The organism is Aquabacterium soli, from assembly GCF_003933735.1.
In the GTDB taxonomy this organism is placed as follows: domain Bacteria; phylum Pseudomonadota; class Gammaproteobacteria; order Burkholderiales; family Burkholderiaceae_C; genus Aquabacterium; species Aquabacterium soli.
Map to the genome: position 1 here is coordinate 67,515 of NZ_RSED01000005.1, position 23,499 is coordinate 91,013.

Below are 23,499 nucleotides of genomic sequence, written 5' to 3' on the forward strand. Positions count from 1 at the left end.
CAGCGGGGTTCAGTTCAGCCAGCCTTTGCGACGGAAATACCAGAACGGCGTGATGGCCGAAGCGATCATCACCAGCACCGCGAAGGGGTAGCCCCAGGCCCAGTTCAGCTCGGGCATGGCCTGGAAGTTCATGCCGTAGATGCTGGCGATCAGGGTGGGCGGCAGGAAGGCCACCGACGCCACCGAGAAGATCTTGATGATCTTGTTCTGGTTGATGTTGATGAAACCGACGGTCGCATCCATCAGGAAGTTGATCTTGTCGAACAGGAAGGCCGTGTGCGAATCGAGCGAATCGATGTCGCGCAAAATCTGGCGCGATTCTTCGAACTGCTCGGCACTGAGCATGCGCGCGCGCATCATGAAGCTCACGGCGCGGCGCGTGTCCATCACGTTGCGGCGGATGCGGCCGTTCAAGTCTTCCTGGCGGGCGATGGCGGCCAGGGCCTCGGCGGCCGCCTGGTCGTTCACCTCATCCTGCAGCACGCGCTTGCTGACCTTCTCCAGCTCGTCGTAGATGCCCTCGAGCGCATCGGCCGAGTACTCGGCATCGGCGTCGTAGAGCTTGAGCAGCACGTCCTTCGAGTCCTCGATCAGCGCGGGGATGCGGCGGGCGCGCATGCGCAGCAGGCGGAACACCGGCAGGTCCTCGCGGTGGATCGAGAACAGCACGTTGTTGTGCAGGATGAAGGCCACGCGCACGTTGCGGGGGGCCTCGTCGTCGTCGATCAGGAAGTCGGAGCGGATGTGGATGGCGCCGTCTTCTTCGTAGAAGCGGGCGGATTCCTCCAGGTCGTCGTCGATGATGTCCTGGGGGATCAGCAGGTTGAAGCGCGAGGCGATCCAGCCTTTTTCTTCCGGCGTGGGATCTTCCAGGTCGACCCAGATGGGGTTGACGGGCGGAAGGTCATCGGGGCTGTCGATTTCTTCTTGAAACAGCCGGCCGTTGGCCAGCGTGAACACGTTGAGCATGGGAACTCCGGCGGGTGGGCGGCAGGCGTTCAAGGCTGCATCGCTCACTGGGATCTGAGAGGGGGTGATGGGTGTCCGCCCCCTCCCGCAAGTGGCCCGCTGCCGTGCGATGTGCACAGGCGGCAGGTCCGCGCACCGGCTCCACGCCTCTTGTTGTGGTGTGGTGCGGACGGGCCGCACCTTCAAGGCGGGATGGCCTGGTGGCCGGAGTGGGCGGTCACCGAGGGTGACTGTCCAAGGTGATCGCTCCAATAGCGCCGGCACAGGCCGGCAACGCGGCATTATCGCGCGAGCCGGCCGCCCCTGGCGTGGCAAAGCGGCCAAATCCCCGTGTTCGTGCTCTTCCATAATGGGTCATGAACCCCTCGCCCTGGTCCCGGCTGGACCTGAACCTGTTCCGCGTGTTCGAGGCCGTGCACGAGCATGGCGGCATCTCTGGTGCCGCCCGGCATCTGCACCTGAGCCAGCCGGCCGTGAGCCACGCCCTGGCCCGCCTGCGCCGCATCTGGGGCGACCCGCTCTTCGTGCGCCAGGGCAACCGCATGGTGCCCACCGAGCTCACGCGCCGCGTGATCAAAGAGGTGCGCGCCCACCTGCGCGGCCTGCAGGATTGCCTGGCCCAGGCCGAGACCTTCGACCCGCGCACGCTGGACATCACCCTGCGCCTGGGCATGCGCGACGTGATGGAGGCCATCACCCTGCCGCCGCTGATGGCCCACCTGGCCGACACCGCTCCTGGCGTGCGCCTGGCCAGCGTGCGGGTGCCGCGGGGCGACCTGGAAAGGCTGCTCATCCTTGGCGAGGTCGACCTGGTGATCGACCGCCAGCGCCGGGTGGCGGGCCGCATCAAGGGCGAGCACCTGGCCGACGAGGCCCTGGCCGTGGTGGCGCGGCGCGGTCACCCCGCCTTGCTCAAGGGTCTTGATGTGAGCGCCTACTTTCAACAGGGGCATGTGATGGTCAGCATGCAGCCAGACCAAGCCGACCCGCTGCAGGCCGTGTGGGGCGCCTTGGGGCAGGGCGAGCGCCGCATCACCCTGCGTTGCCAACACTATTTCGCCGCCGCCCATGTGGTGGCCGCCAGCGACGCACTGCTGACCCTGCCGCGCACCTATGCAGAGCGCCTGTGCGAGGCCCTGCCCGTGGTGATGCTGGAGTTGCCGGTGGCCCTGCCGCCCCTGGGGATCTGGATGTACTGGCACACCGACCGCGATGGCGACCCGGTGCACCGCTGGATGCGCGACAGCGTGTCGCGAGGGGCACGTCAGGCCATGCACGCGCTGCATGGCTTGCGATGAAAATTCATCATTTGCTGCAAGACCTGCCCGGGCGTAGCATCGCGCCACTGTCAGACACCCCTTGAGGAGACGCCATGGATTTCAAGCCCAGTGAACGCGCCAGGAGCACCGCCGAGCGCGTGCGCGCCTTCATCAAGACCCACATCGAACCCGTCGAGGCCCAGCATTGGCAGGAGATCCTTGGCCAGCGTCACGGGGGCGACTGGACGCAGTGGACCATCCCGCCCCGCGTGGAAGAGCTCAAGGCCAAGGCCCGGGCCGAAGGCCTGTGGAACCTGTTCATGCCCGACCCAGCGCTGGGCGCGGGCCTGAGCGTGCTGGAGTACGCCTTCAGCGCAGAAGAGACCGGACGCAGCATGATGGCGCCCGAGATCTTCAACTGCAACGCGCCCGACACCGGCAACATGGAAGTGCTGTGGAAGTACGGCAGCCCCGAGCAGAAGGAGCGCTGGCTCAAGCCTTTGCTGGCCGGCGAGATCCGCTCCGTGTTCTTCATGACCGAGCCCGATGTGGCCTCGTCCGATGCGACCAACATGGCCGCCACGGCCGTGGTCGAGGGCGACCAGATCGTGCTCAACGGCAAGAAGTGGTGGTCGTCCGGCGTGGGTGATCCGCGCTGCAAGATCGGCATCTTCATGGCGCTCACGCCCAGTGCCGACGGGGGCCGCCATGGCCAGCACTCGATGGTGCTGGTGCCCATGGACACGCCCGGCGTCGAGATCAAGCGCATGCTGCCCGTGTTCGGCGAGTACGACGAGCCGCACGGCCATGGCGAGGTGCATTTCACCAACGTGCGCGTGCCGGTGGCCAACTTCATCGTGGGACCGGGCAAGGGCTTCGAGATCGCGCAGGGCCGCCTGGGCCCGGGGCGCATCCACCACTGCATGCGCTGCATCGGTGCAGCCGAACAGGCGCTGGAGTTGGGCATCAAGCGCGCGATCGATCGCACGGCCTTCAAGAAGCAGCTGATCAACCTGGGCGGCAACCGCGAGCGCATCGCCGAGGCCCGCGTGGCCATCGACCAGGCCCGCCTGCTCACGCTGCAGGCCGCCTGGAAGATCGATACCCTGGGCGTGATGTCGGCGTTGACGGACGTGTCCGCCATCAAGGTGGTGGCGCCCACCGTGCTGCAGAACGTGGTCGATTTCGCCATCCAGCTGCACGGCGGCATGGGCGTGTCGCACGACACACCGCTCACCGCCTTCTTCAACCAGGCCCGCGCGCTGCGCCTGGCCGATGGCCCGGATGAAGTGCACAAGGGCATGATCGCCCGCCTGGAGCTGATGAAGTACGGGGTCATGAAGTGAGCGTGGTGGTTCAAACCACCGCCGCCACTTCCTCCAGCGTGCAGGACCGGGGCGGCCGCGTGCGCCCCGGCGAAGAGCTGAACACGCCTGCCGTCGATGCCTGGCTGAAACAGCAGGTGCCGGGGCTGCAGGGCGCGCCCGAGGTCACGCAGTTCTCGGGCGGGGCGTCCAACTGGACCTACCGCCTGCAGTACCCGGGCATGGGTCAAGGTGGTGACTACATCCTGCGCCGCCCACCGGCGGGCACCAAGGCCAAGGGCGCGCACGACATGGGCCGCGAGTTCCGCGTGCAGCAGGCCTTGAAGCCCGTCTACCCCGTGGTGCCGGCCATGATCGGCCACTGCGCGGACGAGGCCATCACCGGCAGCGAGTTCTACGTGATGGAGCGGGTGGCCGGCATCATCCCGCGCAAGAACATGCCCAAGGGGCTGGCGCTGGACCAGGCCACCACGCGCAAGCTGTGCATGAACGTGCTCGACAAGCTGATCGAGCTGCACGGCGTGGACGCGAAAGCCGCCGGTCTGGACAGCCTGGGCAAGGGCAGCGGCTACTGCCGCCGCCAGATCGAGGGCTGGAGCGAGCGCTACACCAAGGCCCGCACCTGGAACGTGCCCAGCTACCAACGCGTGATGGCCTGGCTGAAGGAGCGCACGCCCGATGATGTGGCCAACGTCGTCATCCACAACGACTGGCGCTTCGACAACGTGGTGCTGGCCGAGACCGATCCCACCAGGGTGATCGGCGTGCTCGACTGGGAGATGGCCACCTTGGGCGACCCGCTGATGGACCTGGGCAACGCCCTGGCCTACTGGGTACACGCCGACGACAACGCCCTGCTGCAGGCCACGCGCCGCCAGCCCACGCACCTGCCGGGCATGCTGCGCCGCGAAGAGGTGGTCGAGTACTACCTGGACAAGAGCGGCTTCAAGCTCGACCGCCAGCAATGGGCCTTCTACGAGGTCTACGGCCTGTTCCGCCTGGCCGTGATCGTGCAGCAGATCTACTACCGCTACCACCACAAACAGACCCGAAACCCCGCGTTCAAGAACTTCTGGGTCATGTCCAACTACCTGGACTGGCGCTGCAAGGGTTTGATCAAGCGGGCACGGGGCTGACAAGGCAGACACACCATGGGTGCCATCTATTTCATCCGCCACGGCCAGGCTTCGTTTGGCAGCAATGATTACGACCAGCTTTCGCCCACGGGGCACGAGCAGGGGCGCGTGCTGGGCGCGGCGCTCAAGGCGCGCGGCGTGGTGCCTGATCTGATCATCAGCGGCAGCATGAAGCGCCATCAAGAGACGGCCATCAACTGCCTGGAGACCCTGGGTTGTGATCTGCCCATGGAGCTGCACCAGGGCGTCAACGAGTTCAACCACGAGAACGTGATCGAGGTGTCCGAGCCGCGCTACGTCGACAAGCTCGTGATGATGGGCGACATGGCCGCCTCGGGCGATCCGCGCCGCGCGTTCCAGAGCTTCTTCAAGGGCGCGGTGACGCGCTGGGTGGAGGGCGAGTTCGCGCACGAGTACGCCGAAAGCTGGGCCGATTTCCGCGCCCGCTGCGTGGCCGCACTGGACGACATCGTGAAGCAGACGAACCCCAAGGGCACGACGCTGGTGTTCACCTCCGGCGGCACCATCAGCGTGATCTGCGCGCACCTGCTGGGCCTGAGCGATGCGCAGGCCTTCACCATCAACTGGACGCTGGCCAATGCCGGCGTGACCAAGCTGCTGGCCGGCCGCGATGGCCTGCACCTCATCTCGGTCAATGAACACGCCCACCTGGAGGGCGGCGACAAGGCCTTGTTGACCTATCGTTGACGCTTGTAGAACAACAACCCCAACCCCTGAGGGATCACATGAAGACATTGTTGAAGGCCGTGCTCGGCCTGTTGCTGCTGGCTGTGTTGTTGATCGCCGGCGGCGTGGCCTTGTCCTGGGCGCCCGACCGCCCGGTGGACACGCTCAAGGCGCGCTGGGCACCGGCCCCGTCGCAGTTCATCAGCGTGCAGGGCATGCAGGTGCACCTGCGCGATGAAGGCCCGAAGGACGACCCCGAGCCCATCGTGCTGCTGCACGGCACCTCGGCCAGCCTGCACACCTGGGACGGCTGGGTCGAGGCCCTCAAGGGCCAGCGCCGCGTGATCCGCATCGACCTGCCGGGCTTCGGCCTGACCGGCCCCGCGCCCGACAACGATTACCACCTCACGCGCTACACCGGCTTCATGAAGGACGTGTTCGACCAACTGGGCCTCAAGAAGGTGGTGCTGGTGGGCAACTCCTTTGGCGGCTCGGTGTCGTGGATGACGGCGCAGGCACATCCTGAGCGCGTCGCCAGGCTGGTGCTGGTCGATTCGGGTGGGTACCCGTACAAGGCCACCTCGGTGCCCATCGGCTTCAAGCTGGCGGCCATCCCCGCCCTGCGCCCGATCATCGCCAACGTGCTGCCGCGCCGCATGATCGAATCGAGCGTGCGCAATGTTTATGGTGATCCGGGCAAGGTCACGCCTGAACTGGTCGAGCGCTATTACGAGCTCACCTTGCGTGAAGGCAACCGTGGCGCGCTGCGCGAGCGCTTCAAGCAATCGCCCGGTGGCGAGAACGCCGGTTTGATCAAGGGGGTGAAGCAACCCACGCTGATCCTGTGGGGCAGCAAGGATGGCCTGATCCCGCCCGACAACGCCGAACGCTTCAAGCAGGACATCGCCGGCAGCCAGCTGGTGGTGTTCGATGGCCTGGGCCATGTGCCGCAGGAAGAAGACCCGGCGCAGACCGTCGCCGCGTTCAAGGCCTTCCTGAACCTGAAGTGAGCGTTTGAAGGACACGACATGCCCAAGCGACAGACCATCCTGATCACCGGCGCCAGCTCGGGCCTGGGCGAGGGCATGGCCCGCGAGTTCGCCGCCCAGCGGCGCCACCTGGCCTTGTGCGCGCGCCGCACCGACCGCCTCCTGGCGCTCAAGGCAGAGCTGGAGGGCCAGCACCCCGGTGTGCGCGTGTCCGTGCGGGCGCTCGACGTGAACGACCACGCCCAGGTGTTCGAGGTGTTCCGCGCCTTCAAGGACGAGTTCGGGCAGCTCGACCGTGTCATCGTCAATGCAGGGCTGGGCAAGGGGCAGCCCATTGGCAAGGGCCGCTTCGATGCCAACCTGCAGACGGCGCAGACCAACTTCATCGCCGCGCTGGCGCAGTGCGAGGCGGCCATGGAGATCTTCCGCGCGCAGAACAGCGGCCACCTGGTCGGCATCTCGTCGATGAGCGCGATGCGCGGCCTGCCGCGCAACCTCAGCACCTATGCGGCCACCAAGGCGGGCTTCGCCGCGCTGCTTGAAGGCATCCGGGCCGATGTGCTGCGCCTGCCCATCAAGCTCACCACCATCTTCCCGGGCTACATCGAGACCGAGCTCAGCGGCAAGGCGGCCAAGACGCCGTTGATGGTCGACACGGCCAGCGGTTGCCGCGCGCTGGTGGCCGCCATCGAGCGTGAGCCCGCCACGGCCTGCGTGCCGGCCTGGCCGTGGGTGCTGGTGGGGTGGTTCATGCGGCATGCGCCGCTGGCGTGGGTGGCCAGAACCTCCTGAGTGCATGGGGCTTGCAAGCGCTCAGTGGCCCTGACCGCTCGCAAGTTTCACAAGGTCGCGGCCAAGCGTGCCGCCTGGTCGATTGCCCGCTTCGCATCCAGCTCACCGGCCTCCAGCGCGCCGCCGATCAGGTGCACCTTCTTGCCGGCCGCGCCCAGCTCATCGGCCAGCGCGCGCAGCGGCACCTGCCCCGCGCACAGGATCACGTTGTCGCAGGCGATCCAGGTCGGGTCCTTGCGGTCCTCGCCATAGGTCACCATCAGGCCTTCGTCGTCGATGCGCTCGTAGTTGACGCCGCCGATCATCTCCACGTCCTTCATCTTCAAGGCGCTGCGGTGGATCCAGCCGGTGGTCTTGCCCAGGCCACCACCGAGCTTGCCGCGCTTGCGCTGCAGCAGCGTCACCTGGCGTGCGGGGGGTGTCACCTGCGGCTTGTCGCGGCTGAGGCCACCAGGCGCCAGGGCCGGGTCGGTCACGCCCCATTCGGCCTGCCAGGCGGGCAGGTCCAGCGTCACCGAGTGGCCGTCGGCCACCAGAAACTCAGCCACGTCGAAGCCGATGCCGCCGGCGCCGATCACGGCCACGCGCTGGCCCACGGGCTTCTTGTGGCGCAGCACATCGATGTAGCTCAGCACCTTGGGGTGGTTCTGGCCGGGGATCTTCGGGTCGCGCGGGTTCACGCCGGTGGCCACGATGACTTCGTCGTACCCCTGCAGCGCGGCGGCATCCACGTGGGTGCCCAGGTGCAGGTGCACACCGGTGAGTTCCACCCGCTTGCCGAAGTAGCGGATCATCTCGTGGAACTCTTCCTTGCCGGGCACCTGCTTGGCCATGTTGAGCTGGCCGCCGATCTCGCTGGCGGCGTCGAACAGGTGCACCTCGTGACCGCGTTCGGCCAGCAGGGTGGCAGCCGTCAGGCCCGAGGGGCCGGCGCCGACCACGGCCAGCTTGCGGCGCGCGGGTGTCTTGTGGAACACCAACTCCGTCTCGTGGCAGGCGCGCGGGTTGACCAGGCAGCTGGTGAGCTTGTTCTTGAAGATGTGGTCCAGGCAGGCCTGGTTGCAGGCGATGCAGGTGTTGATCTCGTCGGCCTTGCCTTGCGCCGCCTTCTTGACGAAGTGCGCATCGGCCAGCAGCGGGCGCGCCATCGACACCATGTCGGCACAACCATCGGCCAGCACCTGCTCGGCCACCTCGGGCGTGTTGATGCGGTTGGACGTGACCAGCGGGATGTCCATGCCCGCGGCCTTGAGCTCGGCCTTCATCTTCTGCGTGACCCATGCGAAGGCGGCGCGCGGCACGCTGGTGGCGATCGTCGGTACGCGGGCCTCGTGCCAGCCGATGCCGGTGTTGATGATGTTGGCGCCCGCATGCGCGATGGCCTTGCCCAGCAGCACCACCTCGTCCCACGTCGATCCATCGGGCACCAGGTCGATCATCGACAGGCGGTAGATGACGATGAAGTCGCGGCCCACGGCCTCGCGTGTGCGCTGCATGATCTCCACCGGCAGGCGCATGCGCTGGCTGTAGTCCCCGCCCCATTCGTCGGTGCGCTTGTTGGTGTGGCGCGCCAGGAACTGGTTGATGAAGTAGCCCTCCGAGCCCATGATCTCGATGCCGTCGTAGCCGGCCTCGCGCGCTTTCTGCGCGCAGTTCACGAAGGCGCGGATCTGGCGCTCCACGCCGCGTGCCGACAGCGCGAAGGGCGTGAACGGCGAGATGGGCGACTGGATGCGAGAAGGCGCCACGGCGAACGGGTGGTAGGCGTAGCGGCCCGTGTGCAGGATCTGCAGCGCGATCTTGCCGCCGGCCTCGTGCACAGCGCGTGTCACCGTCTGGTGGCGCCTGGCCGCACCCGAGGTGGCAAGCGTGCCTGCGAAGGGCTTGGCCCAGCCGGCGATGTTGGGCGCGAAGCCGCCCGTCACGATCAGGCCCACATCGCCCTCGGCGCGCTCGCGGAAGTAGGCGGCCAGCTTGCTCAGATCGCGTGAATCCTCCAGGCCGGTGTGCATGGAGCCCATCAGCACGCGGTTCTTGAGCTGGGTGAAGCCCAGGTCCAGTGGTGTGAGCAGGTGCGGGTACAGCGAGTGGCCGGGCAGCGATGTGGGGGACATGGGCGCTCGAATCAAAAAATTGAAAAGTGGGAACGGCAACTAGAATCGTATTCTAGAATCATGTTCTATGGCAAGCCGCAAATCCACCGCCACTGTCGATCCAGCCTTGGGCAGCAGCGCCCAGGGTGACCGCCGCCAGGACATCCTGAACGCGGCGCTGGCCTGCTTTGCCGAGGGCGGCCTGGAGGCCGTGTCCATCGAGATGGTGCGTCAGCGCTGTGGTGCCAGCGTGGGCAGCATCTACCACCACTTCGGCAGCAAGGAGGGCATCATCGCCGCCTTGTTCTTCGACATCCTGGCCGAGCAGTCGATCAGTGTGCAGGCGCAACTGGGCAAGGCCCGCGATGTGCCTGCAGGTGTCAAGGCCCTGGTGCAGGGCTACCTGGACTGGGTGGTGGCGCAGCCCGTGCGTGCGCGCTTCCTGTTCCAGGCGCGCAGCGTGGTGGCCGGTGGCCCGCGGGCCGATGAGCTGGCCGCGCATGCGCGCGAGCGCAACCTCGCGCTGCTGGCCTGGTTCGAGCCGCACCGCAGGGCCGGCGCACTGGCCGACATCCCTTGCGAGGTGATGCCTTCGCTGGTGATGGGGCCGGTGCAGAGCTACTGCCGTGCCTGGCTGGCGGGCAACACGGGCATGCCGTCACCAAAGAAGTACCGCGACGTGCTGGCGCTGGCGGCGTGGAAGGCCGTGGCGGGCTGAGGGCGCACGAGGCCCTGGTCAGGCCGCGCGGGTCTTGTCGGCTGTCGCGGGTTTTCTGGCAAGCGGCTTGGGGCGATGACGCCGCGCACGCGCCTTCACCCACCAGACCAGCACGCCGGTCACGCTCAAGCCGCACACCAGCAGACCTGCCATGGCCACTGCGATGCGCCAAGGCAGTCCGCCCACATGGCCCATGTGCAGCGCGCCCAGCCAGTTGCTCACGGTGTTGCCGGCCGGGCCGCCGGTCGGCAGCCATTGCCCACGCCAGGCGCCCGTGTCGGCATCGATCATCACGGCCGTGTTGCCGATGGTGGAGCGCAAGTCCAGGCTGCTGTGCACCATGTAGATATAAACACCCTTGTGGCGGTTGAGCAGCAGACGTTCTTCGTGGTCGATGATGAAGCCGTGGCGTGTGGCCATGTCGCCCATCACCCGTCGGGCCGCCTGGTGGGCGGCGCGCCAATCCAGCCCGGGATGGGTGACCGGTGCTGCGCGCGCGGGCACGCTGCCCCATGAATCGTCGAAGTGAAACGCCAGCCCCATCACGGGCTGGTAGACCGGATCACGCAGGTTGAACATCACGCTGGACCACGCGAACATCAGCAGCACGGCCCACAGCCACAGGCCACCCGCGCGATGAAGATCGTGGTTGGCGCGTTGCCAACCGGCGCGCCATTTCACCCGCCAGGCCTGGCGCCAGCGGGGCCAGGCCGGGCGGGCCCGAGGCCAGGTCAGCCAGGCCCCCACGAAGCAGTCGATCGTCCATACCAGCGATACCAGGCCCAGCAGCAAGGTGCCCCAGTGGCCAGGCATGGCCAGCGAGTGGTGCAGCTTGAACAGGAAGGGCATCAGCTGCGCCGGTGCCAGGCTGTTGGCATGGCTGTTGCGCAGGCCCTGGATACGGCCGTCGAGCGGATGGATGTAGACCTCGTCGCCAGCCAGACTTGGGCCTGTGGCGCGCAGCATCACCGCATGGCCTGGCTCGGTGCGGAACTGCACGCCATCGAGCCTGGCGCCCTGTGGCAGGGTTCGCTCGGCCCGTTCCCTGAGCATGAAAGGGTCGATCGGTGCGGCTTGGCCAAGGCGGGCTGCGTCCGCGTCTGCGGCCTTGGCCATGCGCAGCTCCGGTGCGAGCCAGGCGTCGAGCTCATCCCTGAAGGCCAACGCCGTGCCCGTCAGGCTCGTGAGCACCAGGAAGGCGGCCATGGCCAGGCCGGCCCAGCGGTGGGCCAGCACGGCGTGTTGGCGGGTCAGGCGCAAGCGGCGCACCGCGTCAGAAGCGGTAGCGGCCGGTCAGCGTGGCAGTGCGTTCGGCGCCAGGGTAGTAGCCGCCATAGGCGTGTGACGCCACGTAGTGCTTGTCGAACAGGTTGGCCACGTTCAAGGCCAAGCGCCAGGGGCCGCGCTCGTAGCGCACACCCACGTCGACCAGCCTGAACGAGGGCGTGGCACGGGTGTTCTCTGGGTTGTCGTAACGCTGGCCCACGTAACGCACGCCGCCACCGAAGCTCAGGCCCTGCAGGACACCACCCAAGGCGTAGTCCAGCCCGACAGACGCCATCTGGCGCGGCACCTGGATGGGCGTCTTGCCCAGGTCGATGTCATCGCTGCGGGTCACCTCCACATGGTTGTAGGTGTAGGCGGCGTACAGGTCCAGCCCGCGCATCACGGCGGTCTTGGCCTCCAGTTCCAGCCCACGTGAGCGGATCTCGCCGGTCTGGCCGTAGTCGTCGGTGTCGGGGTTGTAGGTCTCGACGTTGCGTTTGCGCAGGTCGAACACGGCGACGGTGAACAGGCTCTGCTGGTTGGGCGGCTGGACCTTCAGGCCGACTTCCCACTGCTTGCCTCGCGTGGGTTTGTAGGGGTCTCCAGTGGAGGTTCTCAGGGTCTGAGGCACGAAGGATTCCGCGTAGCTGATGTAGGGTGCCACGCCGTGGCTGGCCAGGTAGGTCAGGCCCGCCCGGCCGCTGAAGGCACGGTCGCGCAGGGCATCCTTGAGCTCGTTGCGGCGGTCATGCAGGTTGGTCTTGACGACGTCGTCGCGCCCGCCGAGCGTGACCACCCAGCGCTGGTCGATGTGGATCTGATTCTGCAGGTACCAACCCATCTGGCGGGTGTCCGTGAGCTGGCTGGCGGCCAGCACGCTGGGGGTGGGCATGGGCACGCCATAGACGGGGTTGTCAAGGTCCAGCGGGGGCGTGGTGCCGGCAGGGGCGTGGTATTCGCGGTAGTCGGCCTGGGCATGGGTCCAGTCCAGGCCGGCCAGCACGGTGTGCGTGACACGGCCCTGACCGAAGCGGGCTTGCACGTTGGTGTCTGCGGAGGTCTGGCGCAGGTGGTCATCGGCGTGGCGTGCGCTGCGGTTCAGCACGTTGCCGACGGGGCCGCCCAGCTGGTTGATGTAGTGGTTGTCCACCGTGGAGCGCGCACTGCGCACGGTTTGCCGCAGCGCCCAGGTGTCATTGAAATGGTGCTCCAGCTGGTAGCCCAGCTGCGTCTGCTCCTGCGCATAGCGCAGGTAATCCGGATCACCCCGAAGCAGGCCGGTGTTCTGGTTGTTGCGCACCACGTAGACCGAGAAGCCCTTGGTCACGTTGTGCAGCCGTTCGGCACGCAGCGTCAGTGTGGTGGCGGCTGTAGGGCGCCACATCAACGAGGGAGCCAGGTACAGCCGCTCATTGCTGCCGCGATCGCCATTGGCGAACTTGAGCTGGTTGTCGGTGTCCAGCGCCAGGCCCACCACGCGGTACAGCACGGTGTGGTCGGCGTTGAGACTGCCGCCCACATCGGCGGCGACCTGCTTGCGGCCGTAAGTGCCGGTCTGCACCACCACCTCGCGCGGGGCATTCACGTCGGGGCGTTTGCTGATGCGGTGGATCGTGCCGCCGGCCTCGACCTGGCCGTAGGTGACGGAGGCCGGGCCGCGCAGTACCTCGATGCGCTCCAGGCCATAGGTTTCGCTCTGGAAGTTGACCCAGGTGCTCGAGGCCATGCGCAGTCCGTCCATCAGCACGCTGGTGCCCGCGGTGTCGAAGCCCCGCATCAGCACCCATTCGGAGCCCCGCGTCTCGACACCATAGGTGTCCACCGCCACCCCGGGCACGTAGCGCAGGGCCTCCATCACGGTCTGGGCACCGCGGGCCTCCAGCTCGTCGCGGCCGATCACCGAGATCGACTGTGGCACCTCGATCAGGGGCGTGTCGGTCTTGGTGCCGGTGCCGCTGCGGCGGGCCACCAGGCCGGTGACGGGGCCCTGGGCTTCTTCCAGAATGGCGCGGGCCTGGACCTTGATGGGCGGCAGTGCGCTGTCTTCCAGCGGTGCGGAGTGCAGCGTGAATGAGCCGCTCGTGCCGGGCTGGGCGCGCAGGCCCGATGCGTCGAGCAACTGGTTCAGTGCCTGCTGGGGTGTCATCCGGCCCGAGACCGCGGGCGCGGTCCGGCCTGCGACCAGATCACCCGGCGCGAAGATCTGCACGCCGGTCTGGCTGGACAACGCGGCCAGCGCGCCGGCCAAACCCTGCGCTGGCAACTGGATGTCGACTGCCTGGTGGGCCGCCTGAGCCAGCGCAGCGGGATGGTGGGCGGTGAGCAGGGTGCCGAAGCACCCGGCAAGGGCAAGCGTCAGCAGGCGCTTGCGTGTCGTGAACAGCATGGACTGGAACTCCGTTTTTCCAAGGTGTCCGTGGTGCTGGCCAGGGTCTGGGCTGGCCGGGCAACACGGGGCATTCACCTGTAGAGACGGATCAGCGCGAAAAACCAGGACAGGGTGCCCCTCATCAAGGCGCACTGCCCGTGGTGGTGTGCAAGGCGACACGTCCATCGGCCTGCACCTGCACGCTCAGCGGCAGGATGGCGGGCAGCGCGGCCAGCAGGCTGGCCGAATCCGCTGCCTTGAAGCGACCGGTCAAGGGCAGGCGGCCCACGCGCCCATCACCCAGGGTGATGGGCTGGGCCCGGTGGGCGTTGATGGCAGGGAGCGCTTCGTCCAGCCGGGTGTTGTCGAACACCAGCCAGCCGTCACGCCAGGCGCTGGCCTGGCCGGCGTCCACGGCCGAGCGCAGCTGCGCGGGCTGGCCGGGGCGCAGGGTGAGGGCCTGCCCGGCGCGCAGGTCCACGGCCGGCATGGGCTCACCGGGCTGGGAGCGGGGCTCGAAGCGAACGTGTCCATGCTCGACATGGATGGACACCGGGCCACCGCGGTCCTTCACCGTGAAGGCCGTGCCCAGCACCGTGATCCTGCCCGCGCGGGTCTCGACCAGGAAGGGCCGTGCGGCATCCGGGCTGATGTCGAAGCGGGCTTCGCCTTTGTCCAGCATGACCACACGCTGGTGCCGGTACAGCCGTGCCCACAGGCGGGTGCGGGCGTTGAGGTCGAGTCGGCTGCCTGGGGCGCCGGCCAGATCGGGCAGGGTCACCGCGCGCAGTTCGGCCGTGCCGGTGGCATAGCGCTGGTCGAACACGGGTTGGCGCCACCAGTACCAGCCACCGGCCGAGCCGGCCAGCACGGTGCAGCCGGCGAACGCGGCCAGGCCCCGCAGTGCTTGCCGACGCGAGGGCGCCGCCGGGGTGTGCTCGAACCGAGCATGCACATCGGTTGCGATGCCGCCCAGCAACTGCCAGCGGCGCTGTGCCTCAATGGCGGCGGCCTCGTGTGCGGGCGATGTCAAACGCCACTGGGCCATCGACTGGCGTGCACGCTCGGCGCCCTCAGGGGGCTCGACCGCAGCCTTGGCGATCAGCTTGAGCCCGTGTTCGATCAGGCGTTCGGAGGCGCTCAGGGACAGGCTGTTCGCACGGCTCATGCGCGCTCCTCCGCCAGCATGGGATGGCCTCTGCTGCCGGCGTTCGGCTCGATCAGCACCGGCAGCCCTTCGGCCAGTTCGGTGAAGGCGCGGGCGCAATCCAGCGTGGCCCGCACCACATGCTTGGCCACGGCCGCTTCGGTGATGTTCAGGCGCTGAGCGATCTCGGCCTGGGTGTGGCCGTGGGCGCGGAACAGCAGGTAGACCTCGCGGCGGCGGGGCGGCAGTTGCGCCAGCAGTTCGACCACGCGTTCCACCAGTTGGCGGTAGGCGGCCATGTGCTCTGCCGACGGGGCCGAAGGGTGGGGGTTGAGGGCTGTGCGCTCGTCGGACCAGGCCTCCACCACCTGTCGATGCCGGGCCTGGTCGATGCACAGGTTGTGCGCTGTGCGGAACAGCAGCGCCCGGGGGGATTCGATGGTCGAGGCTTGGCCTGGCGCGGCCAGTGCGTGCTGGTAGACCTGGGCGAAGGTGGTCTGGGCGATGTCGGCGGCATCGTCGGGGTTGCGCAGCTTGTGTTTCAAGTGTCGCAACAGGTCCCGGTAGTGCAGCAGCAACTCGCGGATGAGGTCGGGCATCGGCGTCTTCCCCTGTCGCAGACGATCTTAATGAGAATTGTTATCAAATTATCTCGCATGCCGTCACCCAGGTGTCTGCCTGGTTGAGGGGGTGAACCCCGGGATCTGGTGCCCGTGCGCTGGCCCGGTGCCGACCAGTCCTGCGCCGGGCGCGCCGCCCGCTCTTCATCGGCCACCGCCTGCGACAGCTGCCCGCCGCGTTGCTCGTGGCTGCGCGTGAAGCGCAGGTGGGTGATGTCGGGCGGTTGGAACATGCCCCAGGTCCATTCAAGGAAGACGCGCAGCCGCCGCCCCCACGAGGGCATCTGCGACAGGTAGTAGGCGCGCCACACCAGCCACGCCGGCCAGCCAGTCAGGGCCACGCCGCCCACCTCGGCCACGCCCTTGAGGTGGCCGATGGAGGCCATCATCCCGCGAGAGCGGTGGCTGAAGACTCTGGCAGGGCGGCCCCGCGTCAGCGCGATGAGGTTGTCGGCCAGATGCTGCGCCTGACGCACCGCGAACTGTGCGGTCGGCGGCGAGAGTTGCCCGTCATGCGCGTTGGGCACGGCGGCGCAGTCGCCCAGGGCCCACACATGGGGCGTTTCCTGCACGGACAGGTCCGGGTGGGTAGCGATGCGGCCGTGCAGCAAGGGCAGCCCCAGCAACGCCGCCAGCGGGTTGGTCTCGGTACCGATGGTGCAGATCAGCGTCTGGCCGTCGATCTGCTCGCCGGTGCTCAAGGTCACGCCCCGGGCGGTCAGCGCCTTGGCCCGCGTCTTCAAGCGCACGGTCACGCCCCGGCGCGTGAGCGAGCTCAAGGCGGCCTGGCCCAGCCGTGGCGACAGCTCCGGCAGCAGGCGCTCGGTGCCATGAAGCACGGTGATGCGCAGCTCATCGGCCTGCACCTGCGGGTAGTAGCGCCGGATGCTGGCCAGGCAGTCCACCAGCTCGCCGGCCACTTCCACGCCCGAGAAGCCACCGCCGATCACGATGAAGTGCCCCAGCCAGCGCCGCAATGCAGGATCGGTCTCCAGCTCGATGCGGGCCAGCCGGCGCAGCACCGAGTTGCGGATGTGCATGGCGTCGCCCACGGTCTTGAGCGGCAGGGCATGCTCGGCCATGCCGGGCAGCATGTCCAGCTTGGCGCGGTTGCCGAAGGCCAGCACGAGGTGGTCGTAGGCGATCGTCAGCTCACCTGCCAGGGAGTGGCAGCGCAAGGTGCGCTGCGCCGTGTCCACGGCGGTGACGCTGCCCATGATGAAGCGGCAGCCATGGCCCGCGCGCAGCATCTCGCGCACGGGCACCACCACCTGCTCCGGGAACACCGAGGCGCCCACGGCCTCGGGCAGCATGGGGTTGAAGGTGGTGTAGCTCTCGTCCGAGATCAGCGTGATGCGCAGCCCGCCGGGCCAGCGCTTCTCCAGCGTGCGGACCAGGGTGGTGCCGGCGAATCCGGCGCCAATGACGACCACGGAGGGCAGGGGGTGCATGGGCAGCTCGCGGGCAGTGGAGTCCGAAGATCCATGCACGAAGCGTGCGCGGCCATGAAAAAGGCACCCCGCGGGGTGCCTTGTCGATCGCCGGCGCCTGGGCTGGCCAGGCGTTTGATGGCTTACTGCGCCTTGGCCTTCAGGCGCCAGGCGTGCAGCAGCGGCTCGGTGTAGCCGCTGGGCTGTTCCTTGCCCTTGAAGACCAGGTCCAGCGAGGCCTGGAAGGCCACGCCGTTGGGGTTGGCCACCAGCGGCTTGTAGACCGGGTCGGCGGCGTTCTGCTTGTCCACCACGGCGGCCATGCGCGTGAAGGTCTCGCGCACTTGCGCTTCGGTCACCACGCCATGGTGCAGCCAGTTGGCCACGTGCTGGCTGGAGATGCGCAGCGTGGCGCGGTCTTCCATCAGGCCCACGTTGTGGATGTCGGGCACCTTGGAGCAGCCCACGCCCTGGTCGATCCAGCGCACCACGTAACCCAGGATGCCCTGGATGTTGTTGTCCAGCTCCTGCTGCTTGTCGGCATCCGACCAGTTGGCCTGTTCCACCACGGGGATGGTCAGCAGCTTGTCCAGCAGCGATTGCGGGTCTTCGCCGTTCTTCTCGATGTCGGCCTGGATGTCGGCCACGCTCACCTGGTGGTAGTGCGTGGCGTGCAGCGTGGCGGCAGTGGGCGACGGCGTCCAGGCGGTGTTGGCACCGGCCTTGGGGTGGGCGATCTTCTGCTCGAGCATGCCGGCCATCAGGTCGGGCATGGCCCACATGCCCTTGCCGATCTGGGCGCGGCCGCGCAGGCCGGTCTGCAGGCCGATCAGCACGTTGCGGCGCTCGTAGGCGGCGATCCAGGCGCTGTTCTTGATGTCGCCCTTGCGCATCATCGGGCCGGCCAGCATGGCGGTGTGCATTTCATCGCCGGTGCGGTCCAGGAAGCCGGTGTTGATGAAGGCCACGCGGCTCTTGGCGGCCACGATGCAGGCCTTCAGGTTGACCGAGGTGCGGCGCTCTTCGTCCATGATGCCCAGCTTGACGGTGCTGTCGGGCAGGCCCAGCAGTTGTTCGACGCGGCCGAACAGCTCGGCGGCGAAGGCCACTTCGGCCGGGCCGTGCATCTTGGGCTTGACGATGTAGACCGAGCCGGTGCGCGAGTTGCTGATGGCCTGGCCATTGAGCTTGCCGTGGCCTTGCAGGTCGTGCAGGGCGATGGTGGTGGTCACCACGGCGTCCATGATGCCTTCGGGGATCTCCTTGCCCTCGGTGCCCCACAGGATGGCCGGGTTGGTCATCAGGTGGCCCACGTTGCGCACGAACATCAACGAGCGGCCATGCAGCTTCACTTCGCCGCCATTGGCGCCTGTGTAGACGCGGTCGGGGTTCAGCGCGCGCGTGAAGCTCTTGCCGCCCTTGGCGACTTCCTCGGTCAGCGTGCCTTGCTGGATGCCCAGCCAGTTGCTGTAGCCCAGCACCTTGTCCTCGGCGTCCACGGCGGCCACGGAGTCTTCCAGGTCCAGGATGGTGGACACGGCCGATTCCAGGATCACGTCGGACACGCCGGCGGCATCGGTCTGGCCGATGGGGGTGCTGCGGTTGACCTGGATGTCGATGTGCATGCCGTTGTTGACCAGCAGCACGCTGGTAGGAGCGGCGGCATCACCCTGGTAGCCCAGGAACTGCGCGGGGTTCTTCAGGCCGGTGGTCTTGCCACCAGCCAGGGCGACGACCAGCTTGCCGCCGACCACGGTGTAGCCCGTGGAATCCTTGTGCGATGCGCCTTCCAGCGGCGTGGCCTGGTCCAGGAAGTTGCGCGCCCAGGCGATGACCTTGTTGCCGCGCACTTCGTTGTAGCCGGGGCCCTTGGCAGCGCCGTCGGCCTCAGAGATGGCGTCGGTGCCATACAGGGCGTCGTACAGGCTGCCCCAGCGGGCGTTGGCGGCGTTCAGGGCGTAGCGGGCGTTCAGGATGGGCACGACCAGCTGCGGGCCGGCCTGCGTGGCCAGCTCGGCGTCCACGTTGGTGGTGGTGGCCTTGACGTCACCGGGCACGGGCACCAGGTAGCCGATCTTTTCCAGGTGGGCCTTGTAGGCGCCGAAGTCCTTGATCGGGCCCGGGTTGGCGGCGTGCCAGGTGTCCATCTCGGTCTGGATGCGGTCGCGCTCGGCCAGCAGGGCAGCGTTCTTGGGGGCCAGGTCGTTGACGATCTGGTCGAAGCCCGCCCAGAATTTGGCGCTGTCGACGCCGGTGCCCGGCAGCACCTTGTCTTCGATGAAACGGTAGAGCTCGGTGGCCACTTGCAGGCCATGGACGGTGGTGCGTGCGGTCATGGGTGAACCTCGTCGATGATGGGTCGCAAAAAAGGGGAGTCTGAAGGGAAATGAGCGGCCGAACTGGCAGCGGTGGCCAAGCCCCTCTTTTCCATGCCGTCAGTTTATTCGATACTTGGCTGAACATTACCGGGGCTAAAAGTCATGGGATTCATGACTTTTGCGCACAAATCAGGCAGCATCCAGGTCCATGGACCGACTCAAGCAGATCGAATCCTTCGTGGCCGTGTCCACCAAGGGCAGCCTCACCGCCGCGGCCACCGCCGAGGGCGTGGCGCCCGCCGTGATCGGCCGCCGCATCGACGCACTGGAAGAGCGCCTGGGCGTGAAACTGCTGGTGCGCACCACCCGGCGCATCAGCCTCACGCACGAGGGCGCGGCATTTCTTGAAGATGCCCACCGCCTGCTGGCCGACCTGGCCAGTGCCGAGGCCAGCGTCAGCGCCGGGGGCGTGAAGGCCAGCGGCCACCTGCGCATCACCGCGCCGGCCGGCTTCGGGCGCCGGCACGTGGCGCCTTTGGTGCCGCGCTTCGTGGCCCAGCACCCGGAGGTGTCCATCTCGCTGAACCTGGCCGATCGCCTGGTCGATCTGGTCAACGAAGGCTTCGACTGCGCTGTGCGCGTGGGCGACCTGCCCGATTCCAGCCTCGTCAGTGTGCGCTTGGCCGACAACCGTCGCCTGTGCGTGGCCAGCCCCGACTACCTGGCGCGCCACGGCCGCCCCATGGTGCCCGCCGACATCGGCCGCCACGACTGCCTCACGCTCAGCTCAGAGGCCAGCCAGACGCGCGGCTGGGCCTTCACGGTGGACGGGCAGACGGCTTATGTGCGCCCGGCCACCAAGCTCGATTGCTCCGACGGCCAAGTGCTGCACGCCTGGTGCCTCGAGGGCCTGGGACTGGCCTGGCGCTCGTGGTGGGAGGTCGAATCCGATGTGCGTGCGGGCCGCCTGGTCAGCGTGCTTGACGATGTCGCCGCGCCGCCCAACGGCATTTATGCTGTCTTCGCCCAACGCAAGCACCTGCCCGTGCGCCTGCGCCTGTGGATCGATTTCATCAAGGCCACGTATGGTGACCCGTCATACTGGTCCATGTCCTCCAGGAGTCCCCATGCTGACTGAATCCCTGCTGGCCTACGCGCACTTCGTGGCCATCCTCACCCTCGTCGTCTTCATCACCAGCGAGGCCGCGCTGTGCCGCCCCGAATGGATCAACGCCGCCGTGGTGCGCCGCCTGGCGCGCGTGGACATCATTTACATGGTGGCGGCGATCGCCGTGCTGGCCACGGGTTTTGCGCGCACCTACTGGGGCGTCAAGGGTTTCGGGTGGTACTGGCACCAGCCGCTGCTGCACATCAAGGTGACGCTGTTCGTGATCGTGGGCCTGATCTCGATCGCGCCGACGCGGGCTTTCATCCGCTGGCGCAAGGCGCTGGATGCGAACGGTGCGCTGCCGCCCGAGGCCGAGGTGCGCAAGGTGCGCAAGCTGATCATGGTGCAGGCGCACCTGGTGATGCTGATCCCGCTGGCGGCCGTGCTGCTGGCGCGTGGGGTGTGGGCGCGCTGATCATCCCGATCAGCAGGCGCCCGCTGTGCCCGTCAGACCCGAGGGCCTGACCCGTGCGGCTTACTTCGAGGCGGCTGAGGCTGCGCTGGCTGCGGCATCCTTCTCGCACTTCTTGATGAAGCTGTTCTTGGCGGCGCCGGCCAGCTTCTTGTCGGCGGCGGTGGTGGCGCAGGCGGACTTGGCTGTGTCCTTCTCGCATTTCTTGACGAAGCTGGTCTTGGCGGCGCCGGCCAGCTTCTTGTCGGCGGCGGTGGTGGCGCAGGCGGACTTGGCTGTGTCCTTCTCGCATTTCTTGACGAAGCTGGTCTTGGCGGCGCCGGCCAGCTTCTTGTCGGCCGCCTTGGCTTCGCAGGTGGCGTCGGCGGCATGGGCCAGGCTGGTGGTCAGGGCCAGGGTCATCGCGGCGATCATCAAGCGCATGTGAACTCTCCGTGGTGTGCAAAAGGGTGGTGCGGTCAGTCTAGCGCCCGGGTGAGGCGGGCGCCAGTGGCGCCTCAAGCTCAACGCAGTGCCCCCATGCGGCGGATGACAGCGAAGCTAGGGATGTGACGGCGTGACAAGGAGGCATATGGTCAAGCCCCATTCATGTCCGCTTCGGAGCCCCATCATGACGTCCTTTTCCCGCAGGGGCGCCTTGGCGCGCCGCAGTGTGGTTGCCACCCTCGCAATCGGCCTGACCGCGCTGGCCCAGGCCCAGTCCACGCAATGGTCCACGGGCCAGGTCACCATCGACTTCGATCCGAGCACCTTCTCGTTCACCAGCGACAGCACCTACACAGGGCCTCAGGGCGTGTCGCCAGCGTACAGCCAGGTGGGCCAGGGTGTGAAGCTGGACTTTGGCGGAACCTTGGCCGCCTTCGCCAGCAGCTATGTGTTCTTCGGTTCCGACGCGCGCACTGGGTCCTTCAATGCCCTGTTCAATTTCACGCCGGAGGCTGGTTATGCGATCACAGGCTACACCGTCACCTACACCGGTGGCTACTCTGTGGAGTCTCCCGCCAGCGTGAGCCTGAACGCGCAATCAGGCCCCCTGATTTTCAATGGCAACGGCGGCAGTGACAGTTTCTCGATCGACAACTACCAATCGGGGTCTGTCGCTCCGTTGCTGGCCGGCGAACTGAGCGCGTCGGCCAATGTGGAGTACATCCAGATCTTTGATGGCTATGAACTGGTCTACTCCCATGACGAGCAGGTGCTGGACCACTGCGAGACGGAAGACCCATTCACCTGCTACTACAACACCGTGCCGGTCTACATCCAGCAATCGATCTATCACACTGAAAGCGATCTGGGCGAAGGGCAGATCTACCTGAGCACGATCAGCGTGCAGGCCCATGTGGTGGCTGTGCCTGAACCCGGGTCGCTGGCCCTGGGCCTGGCGGGCCTGGTGTCCGTGGCCTGGTGGGCCCGTCGGCGTCCCGTTGCCTGACGGGCCAAGGCGTCTGCCCGCTGCGCCTTACATGATCCGACGCGGATGCGCCAGCGCCTCGTGCGCCGCATGCAGGCGCCGCACCAGCACGCGGATGAAGGCCTCGTCGAACAGATGCCGGCAGTTGGGGCTCAGTTGCCCCAGCGTCTCCGGCGTGAACGAGATCGTCGTGGCCGGCTCGGACACCATCACATCGGTGCTGTGCCGGCGCAGCTCGGGGTTGGGCGCCAGGTAGGCCATCTCGCCCACCGAGGTGCCCGCGCCCAGCAGCGCCACGCGCTTGCCGTTGCGGAACACCTCCACGCTGCCCTGCGCGATGATGTGGAAGGTGCGCCCCTCCTCGCCGCGCTTGTACAGCGAGTGCCCGAACGGGAAGCGCTGCCACTTGGCGCGGTGCACCACCTCCCACAGCTCCACATCGCCGAAGCTCACGAAGAAGTCCAGCTGGCGCAGCAGGTTGAAGCGCTCGGAATCCAGCACGCCCTGCAGGTGCCCGCGCGGCACCTTGTGGCTCACGATCAGGTCTGACAGGGCCTCTGCAAAAGCATCCCAGTTCGGGTAGCGGTCCTTGGGCTCCTTGGCCAGGGCCTTTTGCAGCACCTCGTCCACGGCCTGGTTCACACCGGCCCGCATCCCGGTCAGCGGGGCGGGGGTCTGGTTGTAGATCTGGTTCATCAGTACAGCTTGGGAGTTCGCCTCGAAGGGCGGCCGCCCGGCGATCAGGTGGTACAGCACCGCGCCCAGCGAATAGATGTCGGCGCGGCTGTCCAGCACCTCGCCTTCGAGCTGCTCGGGCGACATGTAGGCCAGCGAGCCGACCTGGTGCACCTGCGTGGCGTCGGCCTGCAGGTTCAGCACGCTGCCGAAGTCGGTGATCTTCACGTCCGTCACCAGGCCCTGCGCGTTGGTGATGGCCAGGATGTTGGCGGGTTTGACGTCACGGTGGATCAGGCCCTGCTTGTACACGTAGCTCAGCGCCATCGCGCACTTGAAGCCGATTTCGACGATCAGCTCCAGCGGTAGCAGGTTGTCCGGGCGGCAAAAGCTCTTGAGCGTGGTGCCCGGCACGTACTCCATCACCAGGTACGGCGCCACCGGGTCGGCCACGGCGTCGAAGATCTGCACCACGTTCGGGTGCTGCAGGCGCCCCACCAGCGCGGCCTCGGCCGCGAAGAAGCGCGCGTAGACCGGGCCATCCACCGCGTCCGTCAGCGCGGCCGAGCGCACGCGCTTGAGCGCCACGTCACGCTGGAAGAAATCGTCCTGGCACAGGAAGACCTCGCTGGTGGCGCCCTCGCCCAACCGGCGGATCAGCTGGTACTTGCCGATGCGGCTCGCACCCAGTTCGATGTCGATGGCTTCCATGAATG

20 protein-coding genes are annotated in these 23,499 nt (G+C 67.4%); 10 read left to right on the forward strand and 10 right to left on the reverse strand.

Annotation, left to right across the window (positions count from 1 at the left end):
• Window positions 1–9: 9 nt before the first annotated feature.
• Window positions 10–969: a magnesium/cobalt transporter CorA gene (gene corA, locus EIP75_RS07585; RefSeq protein ID WP_125242656.1), complete on the reverse strand. Its 960-nt coding sequence runs from the start codon at window positions 967–969 to the stop codon at window positions 10–12.
• 356 nt (window positions 970–1,325) lie between these two features.
• Here corA and EIP75_RS07590 point away from each other — a divergent pair, with 356 nt between their 5' ends.
• From EIP75_RS07590 to EIP75_RS07615, 6 genes are all read left to right on the forward strand, one after another.
• Complete coding sequence (locus EIP75_RS07590; protein ID WP_125242657.1) at window positions 1,326–2,267, forward strand: LysR family transcriptional regulator; 942 nt, start codon at window positions 1,326–1,328, stop codon at window positions 2,265–2,267.
• Window positions 2,268–2,341: 74 nt separating this feature from the next.
• Entirely contained in the window at window positions 2,342–3,574 is a 1,233-nt protein-coding gene (locus EIP75_RS07595) for an acyl-CoA dehydrogenase family protein (RefSeq protein ID WP_125242658.1), read from the forward strand.
• Between the two features lie 5 nt (window positions 3,575–3,579).
• The gene (locus EIP75_RS07600) at window positions 3,580–4,689 is read left to right on the forward strand and encodes a phosphotransferase family protein (protein ID WP_199758526.1); all 1,110 of its coding nucleotides are present in this window, start codon (window positions 3,580–3,582) and stop codon (window positions 4,687–4,689) included.
• Between the two features lie 15 nt (window positions 4,690–4,704).
• The gene (locus EIP75_RS07605) at window positions 4,705–5,397 is read left to right on the forward strand and encodes a histidine phosphatase family protein (RefSeq protein WP_125242659.1); all 693 of its coding nucleotides are present in this window, start codon (window positions 4,705–4,707) and stop codon (window positions 5,395–5,397) included.
• A gap of 38 nt (window positions 5,398–5,435) precedes the next feature.
• Window positions 5,436–6,386, forward strand: a complete 951-nt coding sequence (locus tag EIP75_RS07610; protein WP_125242660.1) for an alpha/beta fold hydrolase — start codon at window positions 5,436–5,438, stop codon at window positions 6,384–6,386.
• An 18-nt stretch (window positions 6,387–6,404) separates the two neighbouring features.
• Window positions 6,405–7,157 carry an SDR family oxidoreductase gene (locus EIP75_RS07615; RefSeq protein ID WP_125242661.1) on the forward strand — a complete coding sequence of 251 codons (753 nt, stop codon included), beginning with the start codon at window positions 6,405–6,407 and terminating at the stop codon, window positions 7,155–7,157.
• Between the two features lie 47 nt (window positions 7,158–7,204).
• Here EIP75_RS07615 and EIP75_RS07620 read toward each other — a convergent pair whose 3' ends face one another.
• Window positions 7,205–9,271 carry an NADPH-dependent 2,4-dienoyl-CoA reductase gene (locus EIP75_RS07620; protein WP_199758527.1) on the reverse strand — a complete coding sequence of 689 codons (2,067 nt, stop codon included), beginning with the start codon at window positions 9,269–9,271 and terminating at the stop codon, window positions 7,205–7,207.
• 67 nt (window positions 9,272–9,338) lie between these two features.
• Between EIP75_RS07620 and EIP75_RS07625 the strand changes: the two genes are divergently transcribed.
• Window positions 9,339–9,968, forward strand: a complete 630-nt coding sequence (locus tag EIP75_RS07625; RefSeq protein WP_125242662.1) for a TetR/AcrR family transcriptional regulator — start codon at window positions 9,339–9,341, stop codon at window positions 9,966–9,968.
• 18 nt (window positions 9,969–9,986) lie between these two features.
• Here EIP75_RS07625 and EIP75_RS07630 read toward each other — a convergent pair whose 3' ends face one another.
• From EIP75_RS07630 to EIP75_RS07655, 6 genes are all read right to left on the reverse strand, one after another.
• Window positions 9,987–11,237, reverse strand: a complete 1,251-nt coding sequence (locus EIP75_RS07630) for a PepSY-associated TM helix domain-containing protein (protein WP_420797153.1) — start codon at window positions 11,235–11,237, stop codon at window positions 9,987–9,989.
• A gap of 4 nt (window positions 11,238–11,241) precedes the next feature.
• The gene (locus tag EIP75_RS07635; RefSeq protein WP_158622771.1) at window positions 11,242–13,620 is read right to left on the reverse strand and encodes a TonB-dependent siderophore receptor; all 2,379 of its coding nucleotides are present in this window, start codon (window positions 13,618–13,620) and stop codon (window positions 11,242–11,244) included.
• A 124-nt stretch (window positions 13,621–13,744) separates the two neighbouring features.
• The gene (locus EIP75_RS07640; protein WP_125242664.1) at window positions 13,745–14,770 is read right to left on the reverse strand and encodes a FecR family protein; all 1,026 of its coding nucleotides are present in this window, start codon (window positions 14,768–14,770) and stop codon (window positions 13,745–13,747) included.
• On the reverse strand, window positions 14,767–15,348 hold the full coding sequence (locus tag EIP75_RS07645) for an RNA polymerase sigma factor (RefSeq protein WP_125242665.1): 582 nt from the start codon (window positions 15,346–15,348) through the stop codon (window positions 14,767–14,769). The genes EIP75_RS07640 and EIP75_RS07645 overlap by 4 nt, the downstream gene beginning before the upstream one ends.
• Window positions 15,291–16,820, reverse strand: coding sequence for an NAD(P)/FAD-dependent oxidoreductase (locus EIP75_RS07650; protein ID WP_125242666.1), 1,530 nt, complete (start codon window positions 16,818–16,820; stop codon window positions 15,291–15,293). The genes EIP75_RS07645 and EIP75_RS07650 overlap by 58 nt, the downstream gene beginning before the upstream one ends.
• Window positions 16,821–16,942: 122 nt before the next feature.
• Window positions 16,943–19,135, reverse strand: a complete 2,193-nt coding sequence (locus tag EIP75_RS07655) for a malate synthase G (protein ID WP_125242667.1) — start codon at window positions 19,133–19,135, stop codon at window positions 16,943–16,945.
• Between the two features lie 190 nt (window positions 19,136–19,325).
• Between EIP75_RS07655 and EIP75_RS07660 the strand changes: the two genes are divergently transcribed.
• Window positions 19,326–20,255 carry a LysR family transcriptional regulator gene (locus tag EIP75_RS07660; protein ID WP_125242668.1) on the forward strand — a complete coding sequence of 310 codons (930 nt, stop codon included), beginning with the start codon at window positions 19,326–19,328 and terminating at the stop codon, window positions 20,253–20,255.
• Window positions 20,245–20,700, forward strand: coding sequence for a DUF2214 family protein (locus EIP75_RS07665; RefSeq protein ID WP_125242669.1), 456 nt, complete (start codon window positions 20,245–20,247; stop codon window positions 20,698–20,700). The genes EIP75_RS07660 and EIP75_RS07665 overlap by 11 nt, the downstream gene beginning before the upstream one ends.
• 60 nt (window positions 20,701–20,760) lie before the next feature.
• Here the strand turns inward: EIP75_RS07665 and EIP75_RS07670 are convergent, their stop codons facing one another.
• A complete protein-coding gene (locus EIP75_RS07670; protein WP_199758528.1) occupies window positions 20,761–21,120 on the reverse strand; it encodes a hypothetical protein in 360 nt (119 codons plus the stop codon).
• A 187-nt stretch (window positions 21,121–21,307) separates the two neighbouring features.
• Here EIP75_RS07670 and EIP75_RS07675 point away from each other — a divergent pair, with 187 nt between their 5' ends.
• Window positions 21,308–22,129, forward strand: a complete 822-nt coding sequence (locus tag EIP75_RS07675; protein ID WP_158622772.1) for a PEP-CTERM sorting domain-containing protein — start codon at window positions 21,308–21,310, stop codon at window positions 22,127–22,129.
• A gap of 27 nt (window positions 22,130–22,156) precedes the next feature.
• On the opposite strand, the gene EIP75_RS07680 is transcribed toward EIP75_RS07675, so the two are convergent.
• Window positions 22,157–23,494 (reverse strand): protein kinase domain-containing protein, encoded by a 1,338-nt coding sequence (locus tag EIP75_RS07680; RefSeq protein WP_125242671.1) that lies wholly within the window; start codon window positions 23,492–23,494, stop codon window positions 22,157–22,159.
• Window positions 23,495–23,499 lie beyond the last annotated feature (5 nt).

What these genes read in the sequence shown, in the direction of transcription:
- corA (WP_125242656.1), bottom strand. Translation starts at nt 969, where the DNA reads ATGCTCAACGTGTTCACGCTGGCCAACGGCCGGCTGTTTCAAGAAGAA.
- EIP75_RS07590 (WP_125242657.1), top strand. Translation starts at nt 1,326, where the DNA reads ATGAACCCCTCGCCCTGGTCCCGGCTGGACCTGAACCTGTTCCGCGTG.
- EIP75_RS07595 (WP_125242658.1), top strand. Translation starts at nt 2,342, where the DNA reads ATGGATTTCAAGCCCAGTGAACGCGCCAGGAGCACCGCCGAGCGCGTG.
- EIP75_RS07605 (WP_125242659.1), top strand. Translation starts at nt 4,705, where the DNA reads ATGGGTGCCATCTATTTCATCCGCCACGGCCAGGCTTCGTTTGGCAGC.
- EIP75_RS07610 (WP_125242660.1), top strand. Translation starts at nt 5,436, where the DNA reads ATGAAGACATTGTTGAAGGCCGTGCTCGGCCTGTTGCTGCTGGCTGTG.
- EIP75_RS07615 (WP_125242661.1), top strand. Translation starts at nt 6,405, where the DNA reads ATGCCCAAGCGACAGACCATCCTGATCACCGGCGCCAGCTCGGGCCTG.
- EIP75_RS07620 (WP_199758527.1), bottom strand. Translation starts at nt 9,271, where the DNA reads ATGTCCCCCACATCGCTGCCCGGCCACTCGCTGTACCCGCACCTGCTC.
- EIP75_RS07625 (WP_125242662.1), top strand. Translation starts at nt 9,339, where the DNA reads ATGGCAAGCCGCAAATCCACCGCCACTGTCGATCCAGCCTTGGGCAGC.
- EIP75_RS07635 (WP_158622771.1), bottom strand. Translation starts at nt 13,620, where the DNA reads ATGCTGTTCACGACACGCAAGCGCCTGCTGACGCTTGCCCTTGCCGGG.
- EIP75_RS07640 (WP_125242664.1), bottom strand. Translation starts at nt 14,770, where the DNA reads ATGAGCCGTGCGAACAGCCTGTCCCTGAGCGCCTCCGAACGCCTGATC.
- EIP75_RS07645 (WP_125242665.1), bottom strand. Translation starts at nt 15,348, where the DNA reads ATGCCCGACCTCATCCGCGAGTTGCTGCTGCACTACCGGGACCTGTTG.
- EIP75_RS07650 (WP_125242666.1), bottom strand. Translation starts at nt 16,820, where the DNA reads ATGCACCCCCTGCCCTCCGTGGTCGTCATTGGCGCCGGATTCGCCGGC.
- EIP75_RS07655 (WP_125242667.1), bottom strand. Translation starts at nt 19,135, where the DNA reads ATGACCGCACGCACCACCGTCCATGGCCTGCAAGTGGCCACCGAGCTC.
- EIP75_RS07660 (WP_125242668.1), top strand. Translation starts at nt 19,326, where the DNA reads ATGGACCGACTCAAGCAGATCGAATCCTTCGTGGCCGTGTCCACCAAG.
- EIP75_RS07665 (WP_125242669.1), top strand. Translation starts at nt 20,245, where the DNA reads ATGCTGACTGAATCCCTGCTGGCCTACGCGCACTTCGTGGCCATCCTC.
- EIP75_RS07670 (WP_199758528.1), bottom strand. Translation starts at nt 21,120, where the DNA reads ATGCGCTTGATGATCGCCGCGATGACCCTGGCCCTGACCACCAGCCTG.
- EIP75_RS07675 (WP_158622772.1), top strand. Translation starts at nt 21,308, where the DNA reads ATGACGTCCTTTTCCCGCAGGGGCGCCTTGGCGCGCCGCAGTGTGGTT.
- EIP75_RS07680 (WP_125242671.1), bottom strand. Translation starts at nt 23,494, where the DNA reads ATGGAAGCCATCGACATCGAACTGGGTGCGAGCCGCATCGGCAAGTAC.